16 protein-coding genes are annotated in these 20,500 nt (G+C 43.3%); 7 read left to right on the forward strand and 9 right to left on the reverse strand.

Annotated elements, in window-relative coordinates:
• Positions 1 to 115 precede the first annotated feature (115 nt).
• Genes K0625_RS04745 through K0625_RS04755 form a run of 3 tightly spaced genes read left to right on the forward strand, consistent with a single transcriptional unit; the run spans position 116 to position 1,360 of the window.
• Entirely contained in the window at positions 116 to 526 is a 411-nt protein-coding gene (locus K0625_RS04745; RefSeq protein WP_220108962.1) for a hypothetical protein, read from the forward strand.
• On the forward strand, positions 501 to 1,028 hold the full coding sequence (locus K0625_RS04750; protein WP_220108628.1) for a class I SAM-dependent methyltransferase: 528 nt from the start codon (positions 501 to 503) through the stop codon (positions 1,026 to 1,028). The genes K0625_RS04745 and K0625_RS04750 overlap by 26 nt, the downstream gene beginning before the upstream one ends.
• A gap of 41 nt (positions 1,029 to 1,069) precedes the next feature.
• A complete protein-coding gene (locus K0625_RS04755) occupies positions 1,070 to 1,360 on the forward strand; it encodes a hypothetical protein (protein WP_065188201.1) in 291 nt (96 codons plus the stop codon).
• 1,104 nt (positions 1,361 to 2,464) lie between these two features.
• Here K0625_RS04755 and K0625_RS04760 read toward each other — a convergent pair.
• Both K0625_RS04760 and K0625_RS04765 read right to left on the reverse strand, forming a co-directional pair.
• Positions 2,465 to 2,686, reverse strand: coding sequence for a hypothetical protein (locus K0625_RS04760; RefSeq protein ID WP_220108629.1), 222 nt, complete (start codon positions 2,684 to 2,686; stop codon positions 2,465 to 2,467).
• A 210-nt stretch (positions 2,687 to 2,896) separates the two neighbouring features.
• Positions 2,897 to 5,074, reverse strand: a complete 2,178-nt coding sequence (locus K0625_RS04765) for a winged helix-turn-helix domain-containing protein (protein WP_220108630.1) — start codon at positions 5,072 to 5,074, stop codon at positions 2,897 to 2,899.
• 224 nt (positions 5,075 to 5,298) lie between these two features.
• Between K0625_RS04765 and rluA the strand changes: the two genes are divergently transcribed.
• Positions 5,299 to 5,976 (forward strand): bifunctional tRNA pseudouridine(32) synthase/23S rRNA pseudouridine(746) synthase RluA, encoded by a 678-nt coding sequence (gene rluA / locus K0625_RS04770; protein ID WP_220108631.1) that lies wholly within the window; start codon positions 5,299 to 5,301, stop codon positions 5,974 to 5,976.
• Between the two features lie 138 nt (positions 5,977 to 6,114).
• Complete coding sequence (gene asnC / locus K0625_RS04775; RefSeq protein WP_012323556.1) at positions 6,115 to 6,576, forward strand: transcriptional regulator AsnC; 462 nt, start codon at positions 6,115 to 6,117, stop codon at positions 6,574 to 6,576.
• A gap of 46 nt (positions 6,577 to 6,622) precedes the next feature.
• On the opposite strand, the gene K0625_RS04780 is transcribed toward asnC, so the two are convergent.
• Both K0625_RS04780 and gshB read right to left on the reverse strand, forming a co-directional pair.
• Entirely contained in the window at positions 6,623 to 8,617 is a 1,995-nt protein-coding gene (locus tag K0625_RS04780) for a flavohemoglobin expression-modulating QEGLA motif protein (RefSeq protein WP_220108632.1), read from the reverse strand.
• Positions 8,601 to 9,638, reverse strand: coding sequence for a glutathione synthase (gene gshB, locus K0625_RS04785; protein ID WP_220108633.1), 1,038 nt, complete (start codon positions 9,636 to 9,638; stop codon positions 8,601 to 8,603). Before gshB ends, K0625_RS04780 begins: the two co-directional genes overlap by 17 nt.
• A 472-nt stretch (positions 9,639 to 10,110) precedes the next feature.
• Here gshB and K0625_RS04790 point away from each other — a divergent pair, with 472 nt between their 5' ends.
• Positions 10,111 to 11,793, forward strand: coding sequence for an RluA family pseudouridine synthase (locus K0625_RS04790; RefSeq protein WP_220108963.1), 1,683 nt, complete (start codon positions 10,111 to 10,113; stop codon positions 11,791 to 11,793).
• 3 nt (positions 11,794 to 11,796) lie between these two features.
• Here K0625_RS04790 and K0625_RS04795 read toward each other — a convergent pair whose 3' ends face one another.
• Genes K0625_RS04795 through K0625_RS04815 form a run of 5 tightly spaced genes read right to left on the reverse strand, consistent with a single transcriptional unit; the run spans position 11,797 to position 19,241 of the window.
• Positions 11,797 to 14,646, reverse strand: a complete 2,850-nt coding sequence (locus K0625_RS04795; RefSeq protein WP_220108634.1) for an FAD-binding and (Fe-S)-binding domain-containing protein — start codon at positions 14,644 to 14,646, stop codon at positions 11,797 to 11,799.
• A complete protein-coding gene (locus K0625_RS04800) occupies positions 14,646 to 15,329 on the reverse strand; it encodes a LutC/YkgG family protein (RefSeq protein WP_220108635.1) in 684 nt (227 codons plus the stop codon). Before K0625_RS04800 ends, K0625_RS04795 begins: the two co-directional genes overlap by 1 nt.
• Complete coding sequence (locus K0625_RS04805) at positions 15,326 to 16,771, reverse strand: LutB/LldF family L-lactate oxidation iron-sulfur protein (RefSeq protein ID WP_220108636.1); 1,446 nt, start codon at positions 16,769 to 16,771, stop codon at positions 15,326 to 15,328. The genes K0625_RS04800 and K0625_RS04805 overlap by 4 nt, the downstream gene beginning before the upstream one ends.
• A 1-nt stretch (position 16,772) precedes the next feature.
• Complete coding sequence (locus K0625_RS04810) at positions 16,773 to 17,525, reverse strand: (Fe-S)-binding protein (protein WP_220108637.1); 753 nt, start codon at positions 17,523 to 17,525, stop codon at positions 16,773 to 16,775.
• 12 nt (positions 17,526 to 17,537) lie between these two features.
• On the reverse strand, positions 17,538 to 19,241 hold the full coding sequence (locus K0625_RS04815) for an L-lactate permease (RefSeq protein WP_220108638.1): 1,704 nt from the start codon (positions 19,239 to 19,241) through the stop codon (positions 17,538 to 17,540).
• Between the two features lie 235 nt (positions 19,242 to 19,476).
• Here K0625_RS04815 and K0625_RS04820 point away from each other — a divergent pair, with 235 nt between their 5' ends.
• A complete protein-coding gene (locus K0625_RS04820) occupies positions 19,477 to 20,379 on the forward strand; it encodes a LysR family transcriptional regulator (RefSeq protein WP_220108639.1) in 903 nt (300 codons plus the stop codon).
• Positions 20,380 to 20,500 lie beyond the last annotated feature (121 nt).

Here is a 20,500-nt window from a genome sequence, read left to right on the forward strand (position 1 = left end):
CCACGATACAAAACACGATGATAAGAGCCCTATCTATACAATTTTTTCCAGCTGCTCTTCACAGCATACAAATTCCTGATAAGCTGACAACAACTTAACGAATCATCCTTTGAACATGGCAAAAAGCAAACTCTCAGAAAAACAGTTTTGGTTGCAAAGGCTAAGTAAAACCAGCCTAAGAGCCCTTCATATTCTCGGTGTAACAGGTGCTGGTGGTGGCATACTCTTAGGCGTTCCACAAGAGAAATGGATCTACTACTGGTGCATAGCCATGACAACTGGCTTATTAATGATGATATGGGAAGTTGTAAGAGACTGGCGTTGGTTAATCCAGCTTAAAGGAGTGCTCACACTGGTAAAGCTTGGTTTACTCCTCCTCTTTATCCCCTTAGGCCAATATAAACCAGAGCTGGTGATCACTATACTACTGCTATCTGTAGTCGTATCTCATGGCCCTGCTGGGTTACGTCATTTTTCAGTTATTCACGGGCGAAGAATCGATGGAAGAAAAGAAGTTAAAGGTTGAGGCTTCAAAGTTAATTACTGACTTTGAAGAGTTAAATCTTAAAAGCAATAAGAAAGTACTCGATCTCGCCTGTGGTAGCGGCAGAAACGGTCTCTGGTTTGTAGAGCGTGGCGATAACGTAACTTTTATCGATAGGTCATTAGCAGGCCTAAATAAAAGGCCTAACGGTCATCGATACCTTGAATGGGATTTAGAAATTAGCACAGCGCCAAACCTTCCTGTTGAAGAGTATGATGTGGTACTGGTTTTTAATTATCTACACCGACCTCTTTTTCCACAAATCAAGGCAGCGATTAAACCAGGAGGACTTATCATCTATGAAACCTTTATCGAAAAACAAGCTGAAATTGGTCGCCCCAGAAACCCTAACTTCCTATTAAAACAACATGAGCTCAAATCAGAATTTGATCATTGGAGCTGTCTACATTACTTTGAGGGAAAGGTGTTTAACTCATCGACCATGAGTCAGAAAGCACAGCTGATTGCTAGAAAACCCCTTTAATCCATAATATGGTAATAGTAGAAAGCTAAATTAGGAGTTATATGTTCCCCTATCCAGAACAATATCGACAAGCAGCTCCTCCCATTCTCACGGCTTTTATGGTTTTTTGGTCCCTTCTTAGTCGTTTAATACTCGGTGATAGCAGCTCAATCGCCTTCTACCCCCTATTCGGTTTATTCCCACTGGTAATATTGCTACACGGTCAGCTTATATGGCAGGCCAAGGGAATGGAGAGGCTAGATCAAGGGGTTTACGCTTTTATCCATATCGCACTGTCATTTGTGGTTTGGACTTTCTCACTGATGCATGTCAACGGTAACGGTTTTTCATAACACTACTCTTTCGGAGCAAGCATAAGAGTTCCCCTCATTCAGCAGCAATTACATACCACTCTAAGTAGATAAGCTTTAAGCCGAAGGATATATAAGAGGATATGGCATAAAAAAGCCAAAAAAAAGGAGTGCTCAAATGAAGCACCCCTATGTCTAAAGGGAGATGACTATTCCTAACAACTTTATGATGTAAACTTGGCTTAGCCGTAGTGAAAACTAAGTAAGTTCAACTACATAAAAGTAAATCTAACAATCATAATTAAACATAAACGCTAGCAGTACATCTTAAATTGACAAATTTTACTTCAGTTTTCGGTTGAAAAGTAAATAGGGAGACAGGTTAATCTGTAATCAGATTAGGCGTACACAATTAATGAACCACCTTCCTCTACAGAAATAAAACAGTACTAAAAGCTATCACGCTAATACCTATAGTTCAGTGACTTGTTTAGACCTAACTCAAGATCTAAGTCGTCAATCCTAACTATCTGTACTATCCAGTTATTTCAATTGTGGACCAGACAATGAAATATATGACGCTCAAAAATACTGCATACTTCCTTTTGTTGTAGAGAACCAGTGATGAAACCCAGGGTAAAGTTTAGATTAAAAGCAAACCTAAAGACTGATACTTACCGAGTTAACCTGTCTGACTACAAAACTACAACTGATAGCAGCATTGAGTCATAACAGTAAGATAATGAAAAAGTGATTCACATTAAATTCAATAGGTTAAGAAATAAATTAAATTATATAAATTAATAGACTTCCACATAATTGATAAAGACACTCGGTTGAAAATTGCTTTCGTTGTTGTAAAAAGGTGGGGGAATACCGTTCATTACTAGAACCCTAGAACCCTAGAACCCTAGAACCTAAGTATAAAAGTGAGTTTTGATGGAAAAGTTACAGCAGAAAAATTTATATCCCGAACATAAGAGTTAAATAGAAAGACAGGTAGATTATTGATTAGCATTAAGTGCAGACGATTTTAAGCTAAGGTTGAATAGAAGGAAGGAGAAGCTGTTTAGAGTTAAAAACTAAAAATGGTTGTGTATCTCTTGATACACAACCATTTTTAGTTAATCTACTTTCTGCCTATAGTTATTTACTTTGTTCACCAGGACAAGGCTTAGCAGGACACCAAACAGTAGGTTTAAGCACCACCTCATCCTTACTCTTATCCTTATTTAATTCAAAGATATTCTGCTCTATATTAAAAGCTATCTCATCTTCGCTTTGAGCGACTGCAACACTCATTCCTGATGTGCAGACAGCCCCAATTAGCGTAGCCTTAAAGAACGTCATTATTTTACTATTTTTCATATTTGGTCCTCTCAAGTCACCACTAAGATCAAATCCATACTAACTAAATCTTTACTAAAATAAGTCTTTTTGCTTTTTCAATAGCCATACGAGCTGGCTTAGCCACCACTAAGGTCTACCAAGCCAAACTACAACTTAAGGGCTCAAAAAACATAACAAAAACATGACAAAAACATTACCTATTGATTTTCATCAACTTAACTCTACAATCTAATAATCAAGCTTAACTATGTTGGTATTACTCTCGTTATAAATACCAAGGAAAATACTTCCCTCTCTGTCGACAGCAATTGCTTGTGGTAGTGGAATATCAACAAATTTCATAATCACCTTTTGTCCTGTATTAAGATCTATCCGGTCGATGTCAACACGCCCCTCTCGGTAAGCCAAGTTATAAACAAATTGATCGACGATAGTCCAAGACATATCTAACATTACAACAAAATCCTTATGGACTAGCTTTATATCACCGTTCTCAATCGTCCATAAACCATCTTTCGCTCTTTGAGTAAAATAGAGCTGACCCGTATTAGAAAACTGGCCAAACTCAACCTCTTCGGCCAGAACATCAGATATTTCCCCCGATTTTATATCCACTAGCCTAAATGACGATTTTCCTAAAATATCAAACGCTGCCATAATGGTTTGTTTATCAGGCCCCCAAACTACGCTATAAAGTTCATGCCCACCTTGAATATCGATAAACTCTACAGTGTTAGTCGTTAGATCATAGATAAAAGCTTGGTGATTGTTTCGCCCTAAAATCTGAGTACCATCATCAGAGAAACTGATATGCCTTATAAAATTAATATCTTCAAAATATGTTAACTGTCTCTCAGTTCCATCTTGTGACTTTAACCAGATTTGCGACTCACCCGTTCTAGTTGAGACAAAAGCTAACTGTTTACCATCTAAACTAACAGAGGGGCGAGAATCACTGCCGTTAGATGCTATATAATGTTTTTCAACAGGTTTATTGTTCACGAAGAGGGGGCTATCACCTGACTCATCGAAAGGATAATTTAACTTCCAAATTTCACCATCGTACAGTTTACCCAATACAGCAACAACCCCCCCACTAGGACTCGAGATAGGTGAGAGAATTGGCTGCAATATGTTGGTTAACTGAATATGACTCTTACTCTCTATATCATACCGCATCAAATTATCTCCCTTACCGCGATAGATAATTGACTCACTATCTCGGCTCCAGCCAACAGAATGTAAAGCAAGCTCTACAGGGAATAGCTTTTGCCAATTTCCGGTCTCCAATGAGAGCTGCATCACCTGAACTTTGTCCCAATTAACATCTCTGACTACGGCCAGAAAACGTCCGTTTGGAGAGAGGCTAATCAAATAATCTCCCCCACCAATGGAATAGGGTTGACTTAACTGTTTTTTATTCTTCCCTGTTATGTCAATAGAGAAAATCATCTTCTCACTAAGGAACTCCTTTTGATGATCTTCATCGGTATAGTAGATACTTTTGCCCGATGGGTGCCAGGCAATACTGATACTCTGAATAATACTTTTACAATCAGTGATCTTAGTTATCTCTCCAAATTCCCCATCATTAATGTCCACCATGTTAATCTGACAGCCACCACCAAAATTAAATGAAAGGTAAGCTATCTTGTTTCCATCAGGACTAAAAGCAGGATAGCCTTGACTATCAAACGGATCATCAAGAAAATAGGTTTTACGACTGCCCAGTGTCATTAAACCTACACGCCAATTTTTCTCTCCAAGTTTTCGCTTGGCGAAAGTCAGGTACTTTCCATCAGTCGAGAGCATAGGTGATAGCTCTTGCCCATCTAAATAGGTCAAACGCTTAAGCTCTGTTTTGATATGTTGAGGACTTTCACTGCTCTCATTGTGGCTAATTTGATAAACCGAGAAGAGTAGCAGAGACAGAAGACCCGCCATTAGAATCGACATTTTTCCAGCATGTTGATAAAGAGTCGCAAACAGGCTTCGTTTAAATACCTGCCTCTTGCTCTCCTCTACATCTAGCTCTGCGCCCGCTATAACCTCTGTCGCAAACTTCTCATGCTTAGTCACCTCCTTGACCAGAGTAATAGGGGCTATTAAAACATAGCCCACCTTAGGCAAGGTTTTGATGAACTCCGGCGACTTGGCATTGTCTCCAAGCTGATTTCTTAGTATCCCTATAATACGATTAATCGCATTATCAGAAACCTCGCCACCAGACCAGACCTCATCGAGCAGCATATCTCGGCTGACAGGTTCACCAGCATGGTTTATTAGACACAGTAATACCTGCATGGCCCTTAACTCAACCTTGAGTAAGTTGCCATCGTTTAAGATGGTACATTGCGCTGGATCGACTACCTTATCAGCCAATCGATACCGAGTTCGCTTTAACATTTATAACCCGTTTTATTAGCTTGAAAATAGAAATAAAAACATGAAACTCTAAAGAGTACAGATAAGAGTCTTAAATTAGACCAAGATAAACAAATGAAATCAATGCTATTAACATTAAATCCGCTCACTAAAGTCAAAAGAGAGGCTCTCTGGAGCTATTTTTACTTGCTTCACCTAGCTCCAAGCAGGTATCTTTGCAGCGCATTTCTACTTAGGTTTTTTTTATGTCTGACTTTATCTACTCCCCTCCTACAACCCCATGGCTTGAGATAATCTACCAAGACAAAGACATTTTGGTTGTTAATAAACCGTCAGGACTACTCTCGGTTCCAGGGCGTGACCCTGCCCATAGAGACAGTATCTATGCCCGGGTTTTGGCCGAGTACCCAAATGCTCAAGTTGTACATAGGCTCGATATGGCTACATCTGGCATTATCGTCCTTGCACTAAGACGAAATGCAGAAAAAGAGTTGAAAAGACAGTTTAGAGAAAGGGAAACTAAGAAAACCTACTACGCGCGCGTTGCTGGCCATATAAAATCGGACAGCGACACAGTCGAACTTCCCCTTATCTGCGATTGGCCAAACCGCCCAAAACAGAAGGTAGATCATAAAGTGGGTAAGCCATCACTCACACACTATGAAGTGATAAGTAGGGCTAAACGCTCAACTCTAGTCAAGCTAACCCCCATTACAGGTCGTTCACACCAACTAAGGGTACATATGCTTGCTATAGGGCACCCGATACTTGGTGATAACTTTTATGCAGATCCGTTAGCAAAATCTTTGGCTAGCCGGCTACTATTGCATGCTCAAGAACTGACCATCAAACAACCTTACTCAGGAGAAGCGTTAACTTTTACCTGTGAAGTGCCCTTTTTAGAGTCTGAGACAAAACAGTGAAAGAGAGAAAAATCGAAATAACCTCTCTACCTCACTTTATTATTAAATATAATTACAACAAAAATCGCTTTTTGATAGCTATATCATACAAAAAGACGTAGATTAGTTAGTATTCATCATATTAATAAGCTACCCACAATGGATACCTCATTTCAAAGAGATCAACTCGACAACCAGATTTTATCAGCACTGATGGAGGAGGCGAGAACCCCCTTTGCTGAGCTTGCCAAACGATTTGGTGTCAGTGCGGGAACAATCCATGTCCGTGTAGAGAAGATGAAGCAGGCGGGTATTATCACAGGTGCACAAATCACTGTAGACCCTAAAGCCCTTGGCTATGATGTGTGTTGTTTTATCGGTATTAACCTCAAAAGTGCAGGCGATTACCCAGCAGCAATATCTAAACTCAATGCCTTGGAGGAGGTGGTAGAAGCTTACTATACGACAGGTAACTATAGTGTGTTCGTTAAAGTCATGTGCCAATCCATAGATGGGCTACAACATGTCTTAATAAACCGCATTCAATCGATCGACGAGATCCAATCGACCGAAACATTGATCAGTTTACAAAACCCCATCGTTAGGGCAGTTAAACCTTAATTGTGCCCCCTCACATAAAGTGAGGGGGTCATAAGTGTTTTACCAATTAACGGATACCTGAAACCAGATAATCGATAATCGAGAGTGGTTGAGGCGGCTTTAATTGCAGCTCGAATAGTGAAACAGGTTTTACCAACAAGTTTCGCCCTACCATCTCATTAACTGTAGGCAGATCCAACAAGCCTGTTTTACCCACTAATAGGTTATCAAGCTGAGTCGTTTTCCCTAAAGTATAGATATCTCTAAACCCTTTCAGGTATAAGTAATCTTTAGTAAAACCACCACCACGATACACACGAGTTGTCAGTGTAAACGCTTGCTCACAGCTTACACCGTACTCCTTGACCAATGTCTGATAAGTCGCAGGGAAATCTCTGTGCTGTAGCATTAAATTAACGGCAACCACCCTAAGCGCTAAGGTTTTCAATCGGCTTAATGTTAAATTACCAGAGCAATACTCGCTGTAGATGGCAAGCCCCTCTTGAGTCTGGGTATTGCCGCTCAAACCTAACGAAAACACTTTCAGTTTCTGACTCTTAGCATTCACGGTTGTCAACATATGCACACCTAACTCGTGGTAAGCAAATGCAACTAACTCCTTGGATGTAAATGAGGCCTCTTTATTGATCAATAAGCAGGCTTTATCATTATCAACCATCGCCTTAGCAACAATTCGAGATGACTTCTCGATCTTACACTTAAGGCCCCACTCCTCGGCTTTCTCTTTAAAAAACTCAACTGCGGCATCAGCTGTATGAACCTCAAGTTCATCATCGCCTTCGATGTCAGGCGCCCTTAAAATAAACTCAGCATTAGCCAGATCGTTCTTGTCAGGCTGACCATAATATTTCAGCGAGTTGTAAACAAAGTCATCACTGCCAATGGAAGAAATCAGGTCAATCTTAGTTGCCATATTATCGATAACATGGCGATATAATTGTTGAATATCAGCGTCCATCACCTGCTCGACAGGGAGTTTATACAACTGCTCCCTAAATTGGTAAGGGTTAATGTTCAACTGTTTATAACTAAAATCAGGCGTAATTAAGGCTTTTTTACCAAAAAAATTCTTGCGCTCACTGGCAATATTTACCGGATTAATAAACCTTAGCGTCTCAACGCTTCTACACAGTCCATAGAGCTGCTTGTCCAGTTCAACCAGCTCTGGCGACAGAGATGATGAGAGTAGATCGGCATTACTAACGGTTTTGCGCTTTCCAAAACGGCGCATAAAGTGAGCCGCAGTTTCAGAGATAGCATGTTTCACGCCAGCTTTTAGCTCTTCGAGTACCAGAGGGTAAACCTCCCCACTCGTCTCATCCATAAAGACTTTTTTAACCTCAACCGGTAACACTAAGGTGTTGTCGAAATGAGCATTAATGTGAGCAATAAGATAACCTCGCCCCTGAAAGACCTCATCAGTTGCCGCCCTCACATCGATATTCGGCAGGCTTATCTTATTCAGCTCTCGCTCAAAATAGTGGCAAATGCTCCCCCAACGCTCGACATCGATCTGACCTGAACCAATATTAAACGTTGGCGTGTCTTTCGCGATCCTTTGATGATTATAAGAGTGCATGTCAAATACGATGCTATTTTTAAATAGCATCTCTAATCGAGCAATAATGGCTTCAAGCACATTATAAAATGACTCATGCTTAGCATGACTAAAGGCTCTTTGTTTAGTCGACAGCGGTTTTTCCCAAACCTGCTTATCCCAAGCTGTTTTATAGTAAGTCGACAAAGTTTTAGCGCGATTCAAGTCATATTCAAAGCGAGAGTCATTACCAATCAAGACTATCGGAAACGAGGAGATCAACTCATCCGTATAGGGGTCCTCCTCATAAAACCGCTCCTCCTTACTCAATAAAAAGGATTTTTTAAGATCATCTCGCAATCTGTGACCATTATGAATAGCAGTACAGACCATAGGTGAGTAATCATCGATCTTTACAATGAAAGCGCCATCTTCAACCTCAGCTTGAAAACACTCGCCCCTGCTAATGAGTGCAATACACTCCTTCTCAGATAACGTGAGCATCTTCAATCGCCTTTCTAAATTCAGTTTTACGTTGGCTCAAGACCTCTTTGGCATTCACCACACCCTCTACAAAGTCGATAACCTTTTTTTGTAACTTAACGTTATTAAGCTTATTAATACGCATTATCCCACCTGGACTTTGCACATTCACTTCAATCAATTTTTCGTTGATCACATCAATACCAACAAAAAACAGCCCATCTCTCACCAATTTAGGACCTATGTGCTTACACAGCTCCTTCTCTTTTTTGGTTAGAACATGTTTAACCACGCTGCCACCCGCATGGATATTTGAGCGCACCTCATTTTGAGCTGGAATACGCTTCATCGCACCGATAGGCTCACCATTAAGCATTAAGATACGCACATCTCCAGCGTCAGCGCCCTCTACATACTCTTGTAAGATAACGTAATTGCCGCCTTTGCCACTGTTGATATAAAACTCAAGTAGAGAGTGGAAGCTCTTTTGCGCGTGCTTCTCCACTAAGATAACCCCTTGGCCACCGTAACCATCAAGCGGCTTCATGATCATCTTATCGGTTGTCGACTCCCTTAACACCTCCTCTAAATACTCAGGAGTTTTAGATACATGAGTTACAGGGATAAACGTATTTGTTGGATCATCAAATGAAGCGGTGTACAGCTTATTATTAGCAATACGTAAGCCATCAATATCGTTCATGATAAACACATCATCACGCACCGAATCTAAGAAGTTCAGTGCTATTGGATCCAAAGGTGGGTTGGCACGCATAATAATCGTATCAAAGCCTGCTAACGGCAAACGCGCCTTTTTAAACACAGCCTTTTTATAAAAAGAGACGATATTATTCGATACTGGCTCCTCTTTACTGAAAATTTGGCAAAAAGCACTTGCTTCAGATGATCTCATGGTCAAGTTATGTGGCGTTGTAATCGCAACGGTATGTCCCCTAGCAACACACTCATGGATCATTCTTAATGTTGAGTCTGTTTCAGGCTCAACACTGCTCCATGGATACATAAGAAATAAGATGTTCATTGATAATACCTTCAATAGGGGAACGCTCTAACGGTCTTGGCCACTTAAAGGCTTAATGATGAATAGAGGATTCAAAATGCAAAAAATGGCAGAGCTAAAAAAGATCTCTAACCAATCAAACAACAATTTGGGTTGCTCAAAGACTGAGCAAAAAGGATGCGTAATCTACACTAAATGTCCTAACTAGAACAATGATATATCTAGCTTTTTTACGAGAAAAAAACACAATAAAAAATAACAATGCAAGAGATTGTATTTAAAGGAGAATAACCAGTTAACCTATAAGTAACATAGATTAATTTTTGGATATGTTAAGTAATGAGAATGATTCAAAGTTTACTATCCAGAGATAGGCTCAAAGTCTACACAGCTCAAATTGAACTTTAGGGGGTAAAAGGGTAAAATCGCCCAACTTTCGCACCAATGACTACCGTCCATATAGCTTAGCGCTGTTATGGCTAAAGACTATATCATGCACTCCCCTGAAAACTGCTTCACCCTCTTTAAAGATTCAGCCCAAGAATTAGCACTACCTGAGCGATTTACCTATCCATTTTACTATGAGCCTCACCCGCTATGTTTGCTTGCTGCAAAGGAGCTTCAGACATATCTCGACAGCCAAACTCAATGGCACCATAATTTTGGTCACCAAGGCGTTCGAGAGGGAGCAATCGGTAAGATGTTCGGTGTCTTAGTGGTTCACAATGCCCAAGGACAACTCGGTTATCTATCGGCATTTTCAGGTAAAGTTGCCGACCAAAACCTTCTGCCCCACTTCGTGCCTCCGGTATTTGACATGCTCACAGAGGGAGGTTTTTTCCTTACAGAGCAAACACGCATAAATCAACTCAGTGAACAGCTAAGCAAGCTAAACACTAACCCTAAGATTAGTGAATACAGTAACTTATTGGCCAATGAAATCGATGCAAGTAAACAGCAGATTGAGGCCCAAAGACAACATATTATTGAGGGGCGAAAAACACGCAAAGCCCGTAGAGCAGAAGCTGGACTCGAGCTTAATGAAACCGATTTTATCAAGCTTCAAGCCAAGCTTGCTAAAGAGAGTGTTCACGATAAAAATCAGCTTAAAGCCCTAAACCTCTATTGGGATGAACGAGTAGATGCTGCAAAACAGCAGCTCAAACAACTAACCGATGAAATAGACCTGCTCAAGCAGGAGCGTAAAACCTCATCAGCCAAACTACAGAAAAAGCTATTTGAGCAATACCGCTTTTTAAATATCAAAGGTGAGCATAGAGATTTAGGCAGCATTTTCAAAGATACCGTACATCAAACACCACCGGCGGGCTCTGGTGAATGTGCAGCACCTAAACTGCTTCATTACGCCTTCAAATGGGGCATGAAACCACTGGCAATGGCTGAGTTTTGGTGGGGGAGCTCACCTAAATCTGAGATCCGCCAACATAAGAACTTTTATGGTGCCTGTCAGGGAAAATGTAAACCTATCTTAGGTCATATGCTTAATGGGATGGAGTTGGATAAAAACCCCTTACTCACTAACCCTGCTGTAGGTAAAACCATAGATATCATCTACCAAGATGAAGAGATGGCCATCATCAATAAACCTGCCGAGTTTCTCTCTGTGCCAGGAAAAAGTATTCAAGACTCTGTGTATCTTCGCATGAAGACTCAGTTTCCTGATGCAACAGGGCCACTTATTGTTCATCGACTCGACATGTCGACCTCTGGATTAATGGTAATAGCACTGACCAAAGAGGCCAATAAAAACCTGCAAGCACAATTTATCGCCCGCACAGTAAAGAAGCGCTACACCGCATTACTAACTGGTGAGCTTACAGAGGATGAAGGGCTCATTAACCTTCCGATGAGAGGCGACTTCGATGACAGACCACGACAATTAGTTTGCTTTGAGCATGGAAAACCCGCCGAAACTAAGTGGCAGGTGGTTGAACGTAAGCATGGCAAAACTAAGGTTCACTTATACCCTAAAACAGGGCGTACTCATCAGTTAAGAGTGCATAGCGCCCATGCTCAAGGGTTAAATATGCCGATAGTCGGTGACGATCTCTACGGTACCAAGGCCGATAGGCTACATCTGCACGCAGAGCTTCTTGAGCTTAATCATCCAAGTACCAAGGAGTTTATGAGTTTCTGCATCGAAGCAGAGTTTTAAAGGCTACTCGCCCTTTTCAGTACTCACCTCATCAAGTAGATAGAAAATCGACTGATAGGGGATGCCGCCATGATGAGATAAACCAATTTCACAGGTTCGACTGTTACTAAAACCCCGCTGACACTCAGCCGGGAGCTGCTTTTTCAATGACGTTAACGCAGCCATATTCAGCTCAGGTGTGGTAAATCCTTTATCTCCAGCCCAGCCACAACATTGGATATGTTCAGGAACAATCACATTGGGTGTGCAAACCTTGGCCAACTCAAGCATGGTATTTTCAAGTCCCATTCGGCGAGAGCTGCAGGTTACATGCAAGGTGACAGCTTCATCAGTCGGAGTTATATGCAGATGTTTAAGCAGATACCGATGCGCAAAGCCTACGGGCTCAAATACCTCAATCGGCTTTGTAAACTGCTCAATACTTCGTTTAGCGCAGGGACTGGTATCCATTAACACAGGCCACCTTCCCTGTTCGCTTGCTTGCCATAACCGCTCCTCTAACTGCTTAGATTTTTTATCTGCAACCTCTGTCATACCTTTACTGTCATAGGGCATGCCGCAACACTGCTCATTTAACGCTAATGGGACAATCACCGCTATACCAGCTTTCTGTAATAACGACTCCGTCACTTGAGTCAAAGAGCGTTGCTCACGATTACCCAACTGCTGACCCATAGTGCGGCTAGCGCATGAGGGCATATAGACAACTTTTTGCAGAGGGGGCTCTGTAGCCAACTCGACTCTTTCTGATCTCGCTGAAAATGATGCTGGCTTATGTCGATTAACAGCTGGGTATTGAGGAGTCCAAGCAGGCGTGGCGCCTTGAGTCAAACTGCGCAAGCCGTTAACCAAGTTGCCCACAACTTTATCACCTAATATTTTCTGTGCTTGTTGATTTGCCCCTAACCCGAACTTAACCATCTTGGTCGTGGTATCAAAGTGTTCTACTGTCCAACGGGCAATAGGGGTAAACTTTTGATATTTAGCCCTACGTAGCTTCTTAACCAGCTCGCCAGTATTGATCCCCACGGGGCAACGCTCAGCACACAACCCTGTTGCTGCGCATGTATCCAGCCCTTGGTATTCGAACACCTTAGCTAACGCTTTTACCTCTTCTCGCTCTCCAGCTGCTTCTCTGCGCTGTAACTCACGGTAGAGAACAATACGCTGGCGAGGTGACAAGGTCAGTGTTCGAGAGGGACAAACTGGCTCACAAAAACCACACTCAATACAGCGGTCAACCAGCTCATCGGCCTTGGGCATAGGTTTAAGGTGTTTAATATGACACTGACTGTCCTCATTAAGAATTACACCGGGGTTAAGTATCCCTCTTGGATCAAATAATCTTTTGACCTCCTGCATTAAGCGGTAAGCATCTTGCCCCCACTCAAGCTCAACATAGGGAGCCATATTACGCCCAGTTCCATGCTCAGCTTTTAATGAGCCCTGATATTTCACTGCCACAAGCTCAGCCACAGCATCCATAAAGTCGCCGTAACGCTCTATCTCATCCTCGGACTCAAACCCTTGAGTGAACACAAAATGAAGGTTTCCCTCTAGCGCATGGCCAAAGATAATCGCCTCATCATACTTAAATTGATTGAACAACTGCTGCAGATCACGCACTCCTGCAGCAAGCAGCTCCACAGGAAAAGCTACATCTTCAATTATCACCGATGTGCCCACTTCTCGAACCGCGCCCACAGCTGGGAACATCCCTTTGCGTATTCCCCACAGCATGGCGAGCGTGTCGGCTCGAGATGTAAAATCGATAGAATCAATCACAAAAAATGGTAACAAGGTCTCTTTAACTTGCTCGCACTGCGCAAGCAGCTGAGCCTTATTACTGGCACGCGTCTCAATCAGTAAAGCGCACGCCTCAAGATCAAGGCGCTTAATAAACGCCGGCATCCCCGCCTTATCAGCCACTGAGGCCATAGCTCGGCCATCCATCATCTCTACAGCAGCCACAGGCTCCGATGCCAAGGCAGAGACCGCCCTGCACGCCTGTTCGATATCATTAAAGACAATCAATGCCGACGCTTTATAAGCGTGCTCGACCACCGTTTTATAGGTGATCTCAGCGATAAAACCTAAGGTCCCTTCAGAGCCTACCATCAGATGCTTAATAACATCAATAGGATCGCAATAATCCACCAGCGAATTTAACGCATAGCCGGTGGTATTCTTTAAACGGTATTTATGACGAATTCGAGCTTCAAGAGCGAGATTGCTCCTTACTGTGTCGCATAGTGATTCAACGCCCTTAATCAAGTCTCTCTTTTGATTTTTGAATACTGAAACACTGGTTTCATCAGCAGTATTCAATACAAAACCATCAGCAAAAACCAATGTCATATCATCAAGAGTTTGATAGGTATTCTGCGCCGTACCACAGCACATACCACTGGCATTATTTGCCGCAATACCGCCAATTTTACAACTGTTTATCGAAGCAGGATCGGGACCTATCTTTCGACCAAATGGGAGTAAATAGCGATTGGCATCACTGCCTATCACCCCAGGTTGTAAGCAGATCCTATCTCCGCCATCTAAGATCTTATGTCCACGCCAATCATCGGTTAATGCTATCAATACCGAATCGGAAACAGCCTGACCAGATAAGCTAGTCCCCGCTGCACGAAAGGTGCAAGGGATATCAAGTTCACTGCAGATTTTAAGGGTGTAGATCACCTCATCGAGACTTTTTAATCGAACCACCACTTTAGGCGTTAAACGATAAAAACTGGCATCTGTACCATAAGCCAGCATTTTTGCTTTATCTATCACTATGCGCTCGGATTCAACGGATATAGCAAGTCTGGTTATAAACTCTTGATAGACAAGCTCCATTACCTATCCTCAACCAAGATAACAACCAACTGACTCGGCCCATGTGCCCCATAAGCAAGTGTTTGTTGAATATCAGCCGTTTTTGAGGGGCCGGAGACTAAAACGATATTAGTTGGCATCTTCTCCTGCCATGCTTGCAAAGTCATCATCTGGGCAAAGTTGCTGACGATTGTTGAACGCTTTATTAGCGCAATATGACACGGCGGAATTAAGGAGAGGGTTCTCGGCTCAGCAATATCTGGCCAAAGCACTAAAGTTCCCGTATCGGCTATACCACCTAAGCAGTGGGTGATCCCAGCATCAAACTCAGTAAATAGGCTTGTTTTAAGCGCTTCAAACTCACAATCAAACTGAGTGACTTCAATTCTGTGTGCGCCTTCGAGTATTGCGGGGAAGAACTCACCACTGCCCTGCTCAGCATTAGCGTCGCCAACAATCACTTTCTCACAACCTTTACTATTAAGTACTCGCGCTAATGTTTTAGGTATTTCAGACGCGTTAACGCAGCTCACTTCTGCGTGACTGGCTAAGAGCCCTGCTATAAATCGCTGCTTGATTAATTCGTTATCATGACTTTGCCACACAGGATAACCTAAGGTCTCCTTCGGTATTGCTCTCGCCTTAGCATCTCGGAGTTTGGCTAAGATGGCATTTTTAGCTGAGATATGATTAGCTGAACTCATGACTCACCTCCCGCTCTCTTATTACGCGCCTTAATCAGCTGATGCAGGGTATTACTCGCTAGTTTTGGCGAGGTACGACATTGAGTCCAAGGGCCTATTTTATTAGGCATTAAGCCTCTAAGCTTAGTCGCCGACCAGCTACCCGTGTGATAGAGCTTGGGATGGGTTGCCGCGAACGCAAAGCCTTTCATCGCCAATGACTCAAGAGTACTGGAAGCCGAAGCTTGCCCCTCTATCGCTATCGCGTCAGGTTTAGGGGGATTTTTGGCTTCTGTGCGCAGTCGTTGCAGCATCTCAGGGATAGGGATACGCACCGGGCAAACCTCTCCACACGCACCGCACAAACTTGAGGCTGTGACTAACTCCTTGGTTTTTTCCAACCCCATCAGATGTGGCGAGATAATTTTGCCTATCGGCCCAGGATACACAGTACCGTAGGCGTGCCCTCCGATCCTGGTATAGACAGGACAATGGTTCATGCAGGCGCCGCAGCGAATACACTGCAAGGTTTTACGCATCTCTTCATCTTGAAATGCCTGAGTTCGGCCGTTATCTAATAAAACCAGATGCAGCTCTAAAGGCCCATCTAATTCACCACTTTTACGTGGCGAGCTGATCATATTAAAGTAAGTAGTAATTGCTTGCCCCGTGGCTGAACGTGTCAAAGCGCTGTAGAGCGGCGGCACATCAGATAGGAACTCCACCACTTTTTCGATACCAGTAATGGCAATATGCACCTTAGGGACTGTGGTGCACATGCGACCATTCCCCTCATTTTCCACTAAACACAAAGTCCCGGTTTCGGCGACGGCAAAATTAACTCCAGATAAACCGATATCAGCATCGTGAAACTTCTGCCTAAGACGTGTCCGCCCTGTTTGGATCAGCTCATCAACATCCACTGTTGGGGTAAAATCATCTAGATGTGCCTCAAAGGTATCACTCACCTCCTGCTTATTTTTATGGATAGCAGGCATAATGATATGAGACGGTTTGTCGCCATCGAGCTGGACAATATACTCCCCCATATCACTCTCTAGGCATTCAATCCCCAACTTTGCCATCTCATGGTTGAGCTCAATCTCCTCACTCACCATGGACTTGCCTTTCACTATTGTTTTCGCCTGATGCTGCTGCGCAATATTGGCAATAATCTCGTTAGCTTCTGTCTCATCTTGCGCCCAGTGCACCACCATTCCATTGCGGCTACAGTTGGCATCGAGCAGCTCAAGTAACTCTGGCAGCTTACTCAAACAACGTTGACGGATAGCTTCTGAAAGCTCACGGATTTTGCTCTCCTCATCAGGATCGGCAAAGGCGCTTCTGCGTTTATCTTGCAGGTAATCCATCGCCCCACGGAAATTCTGTCGCAACTGCGGATCGTCCAGCGCAGCTTTAGCTTGAGAGTGAATATTCTCAGGACCATTGAAGGTATGACTCATATCACTTACCTCCCGTACGTTCGAGTAAAAAACTGGCAAGATGACGGCCTTGCATCGAGTGCCCTTGGTACTCAAAGGCGCCATTAATATTCAATAAACATCCCCAGTCTGCACTAACCAGCAGCGCCGCTTTCGTCTCTGATAAGTGGCGAGTCTTATCCTCCACCATCGCCTGACTGATATTAGGATGACGCACAGCAAAAGTACCACCAAAACCACAGCACTCGCTCTCATAAGCTTGCTCTTTTAGCGTCACTCTATCTAGCTGACCCAGTAACTCAGTCGCAGTCACGTGAACATTCATCTCACGGCGTGCGGCGCAGGAGGTATGCATCACTACAGAGGTCTGCTCCCCCTTGTCTTCCAGTTTTATACGACACACATTGACCAGAAACTCAGTCAACTCAAATACCCGCTCACAAAACTGCTCCACCTTTGCCAACGCACTATCACCCTGAAAAAGTCGGCGATAATGGTGATGCATCATGCCACCGCAGGATCCCGACAACACAATCACAGGCCAAGGCTCATCAAAAAGCGCCATCTGACTTTGCGCTACACTTTTCGCTTCCTTGGTATAACCAGAGCTATAGGCAGGCTGACCACAACAGGTCTGCTTTTCAATAAAGATCACTTCAAGGCCCTGCTGCTCAAGCAAGCTAATTGCATCCAGTCCCGCTTCTGGGTCAAACATATCCACAAGGCAGGTACCATAGAGATAAACGGTCTTAGGTTTTGCAGGGTAGACTCGCATAGATAACACTCCTTAATAACCTTGCTGGCTAACCATTAATGCATCAGAAAGATGAAAACCGTAGATCATAACTAACCCTATAATGCCGGTGAGCACAAGATAGAAAAAAGTAGGAATAATCGTTTTACGTAGAGTTGCACCTTCACGGCCCAGTAAACCGACTGTAGCTGAAGCCGCAACCACATTGTGTATCGCAACCATGTTTCCAGCCGCAGCACCAACCGCTTGCAGTGATACCATAGCGGCGCTCGACACAGCTAAAGTATGGGCGACCTCATATTGAAACTGACTAAACATCATGTTTGACACCGTGTTTGAGCCAGCAATAAATGCCCCTAAAGCACCTATACTCGCACTCAATGCAGGGAAAAAATCCCCCACAAGGCCTGAGACGAAGTTAGCCGTGGTAACAGGCATGCTGGCTAAATCAGCGCCATTTACACCTGAGTTAATAAAGATACGTACCATTGGGATAGTGAACATAAGCACAAAGCCGGCGCCCATTAAGGTTTTGCTCGACTCGCTAAACGCGCTCGCCATAGGTTTAACACTGCCAGACTGAAGCAGCGCAGCCAGCAGCGCCACAAACACTAAAATACCACCAGGAAGATAGAGAGGTTGAATCGCCGCACTGACTCCCACCTCACCTAATATATTTGTAAACGATACACTCACCTCTCGTAGTAGCTCTTTGAGCTCTGAGCTCACACGGCTGAGCACCAATATAAGCGCCAGTAGCACATAGGGCGTCCAGGCCAATATTAAATTCATCGGCTTGTGATTATCATTAAGCTCCATCTTTAATGAGCCTAACCACTCTGCTGGCCAGCTCTCCTCCTGATCAAAGTCCCATGTTTTTTTCGGTACAAGAAAACCCCTCTTCGCCGCCGACACCACAATGGCCAGACTCACTAAGCCACCAATAAGTGAGGGAAACTCAGCACCGAGAAACATGCCAGTTAAGGCGTAGGGGATGGTAAAAGCTAAACCCGCAAAAAGTGCAAAAGGTAAGATATCTAACCCTTCAGTCCAGCTTCTATTTCTACCAAAAAATCGAGTCAACATCATGGCCATTAAAACGGGAATAAAGGTGCCGACAGCACCATGAATTAACGCTACATTAGTAGTGATCTGTTGCAGATAAAAATCCCAGCTTGAGCCATTAGCAAGCAGTGCTTGTGTGATGTTATGGGTATCAAGCCCCTTGTTAACTCCCACGATAATGGGCGTTCCAACTGCGCCAAATGAAACTGGCGTTGATTGGATCATCATTCCCATTAACACCGCAGCCATTGCTGGAAAGCCGATTGCCACTAATAGAGGAGCGGCAATCGCAGCTGGGGTACCGAACCCCGATGCCCCCTCAATAAATGAGCCAAAACACCACGCGATAATGATTGCTTGCACCCGCCTGTCGGCTGAGATGTTGGTAAAGCCATTTCGTATGGCACCTATTGCCCCGGTATGCTTCAAGGTATTAAGTAAAAAAATGGCGCCGAAGATAATCCACAGCACCGAAACCGTAATGGCTAGACCTTGCAGTGATGAAGCAAAAACACGGGTGACTGACATATCCCAGCTAAACAGCGCGATAATAACAGTCGTGACAAAAGCAACTGGCATTGCACGTTTTGCTGGCCAGTTAAGAAGTAGCAGGAGAACACCCGCGACCACAATAGGGGTAAATGCGATTAACGCGAGTAAGGTTTGAGTCATACTTGTTATCCTTTCATCTCACTATTTGACTTGGTCGATATACCGTTTGATATATGCCTATTTGAGGTCGCAACCCTCATCGTGATTGCTTTTATTATTGGCATTGACCCAGTCTGATTAGCTTATTGCTCACCCTCACGTGAACCTATTTTGTTAAAGCGATGTAACCGTACCCCTTTCTTTTTTCATGATATAGAGAAATAATGAAAAACATTCTTTCCAAAAGTGCATTAATATGACGAAAATTGATGACTTAATTCTCTTTGCCCAAGTGGTTGAGCAGGGTTCATTTAGCCGAGTTGCTGAGCAAAATTCACTTACTAACTCTGTGGTTAGCAAACGTATTGCCCGATTAGAGAAAGACCTTGGAGTACAGCTCCTCTATCGGACGACTCGAAAACTCACCCTAAGTGAAGCGGGAAAAAAGTTGTATAAGGGAGCCACGAATGTCCAACAAGTGGCCACAGAAGCGATCAATACCGTCTCTGGGTTTGGAGAGAGCATTACAGGCCATATTAAGATGTCTGTACCCACCATTTCAGGGGATCTACTCTTAGCTGATGCCGTTGCTGAATTTTGCTCACTCAATCCAGGCATGACGGTAGATATGTCACTAGAAAACCTTTTTGTCGATCTTATCGAAGATAATTATGATCTGGTGATCCGTACTGGTTACTTAGAGGACTCAAGTTTAATCGCCCGCCATATTCTCGAATCACAATGGATCATCTGCGCCACCCCCGACTACATCAAACGTCACGGTCAACCGACAGAACCTGAAGCCCTACTTGATCATAACTGCTTGCAATACGCCTATCAGACAACTGGGGCTAGCGAATGGGAGTTCAAAGGCGATGAGGGTAACTATATGCTAAAAATTAAAGGCAACTTCACCACAGACAATGCCGCTGCCCTGAGAAAAGCTGCATTAGGTGGATATGGTATCGCCTATGTTCCTCGATGTTTGGTCTATCACGATCTGATGAAGGGAGATTTAATCGATGTCATGCCCAACCGTGTCGCTAAAAAGCTAGGTATCTATGCGGTCTATCCGTTTACTCGTCAGCCACCGAAAAAAATACGTCTTTTGATCGAGCATATACGGCAACGTTACCTCTCCATGAGTGAGTATTTTTAAAAAGGAAACCTTTTCTTACATATGAAGCCGCTTCAATCGGCTTCATCACAGTTCAAAAGCTTGTTTACAATCCCTCTATGGCCTTAACATGTGTACCACTATGCCAAATTGAGATTATTAC

The sequence above is a fragment of the Shewanella nanhaiensis genome (genome assembly GCF_019457885.1).
Lineage (GTDB): Bacteria > Pseudomonadota > Gammaproteobacteria > Enterobacterales > Shewanellaceae > Shewanella > Shewanella nanhaiensis.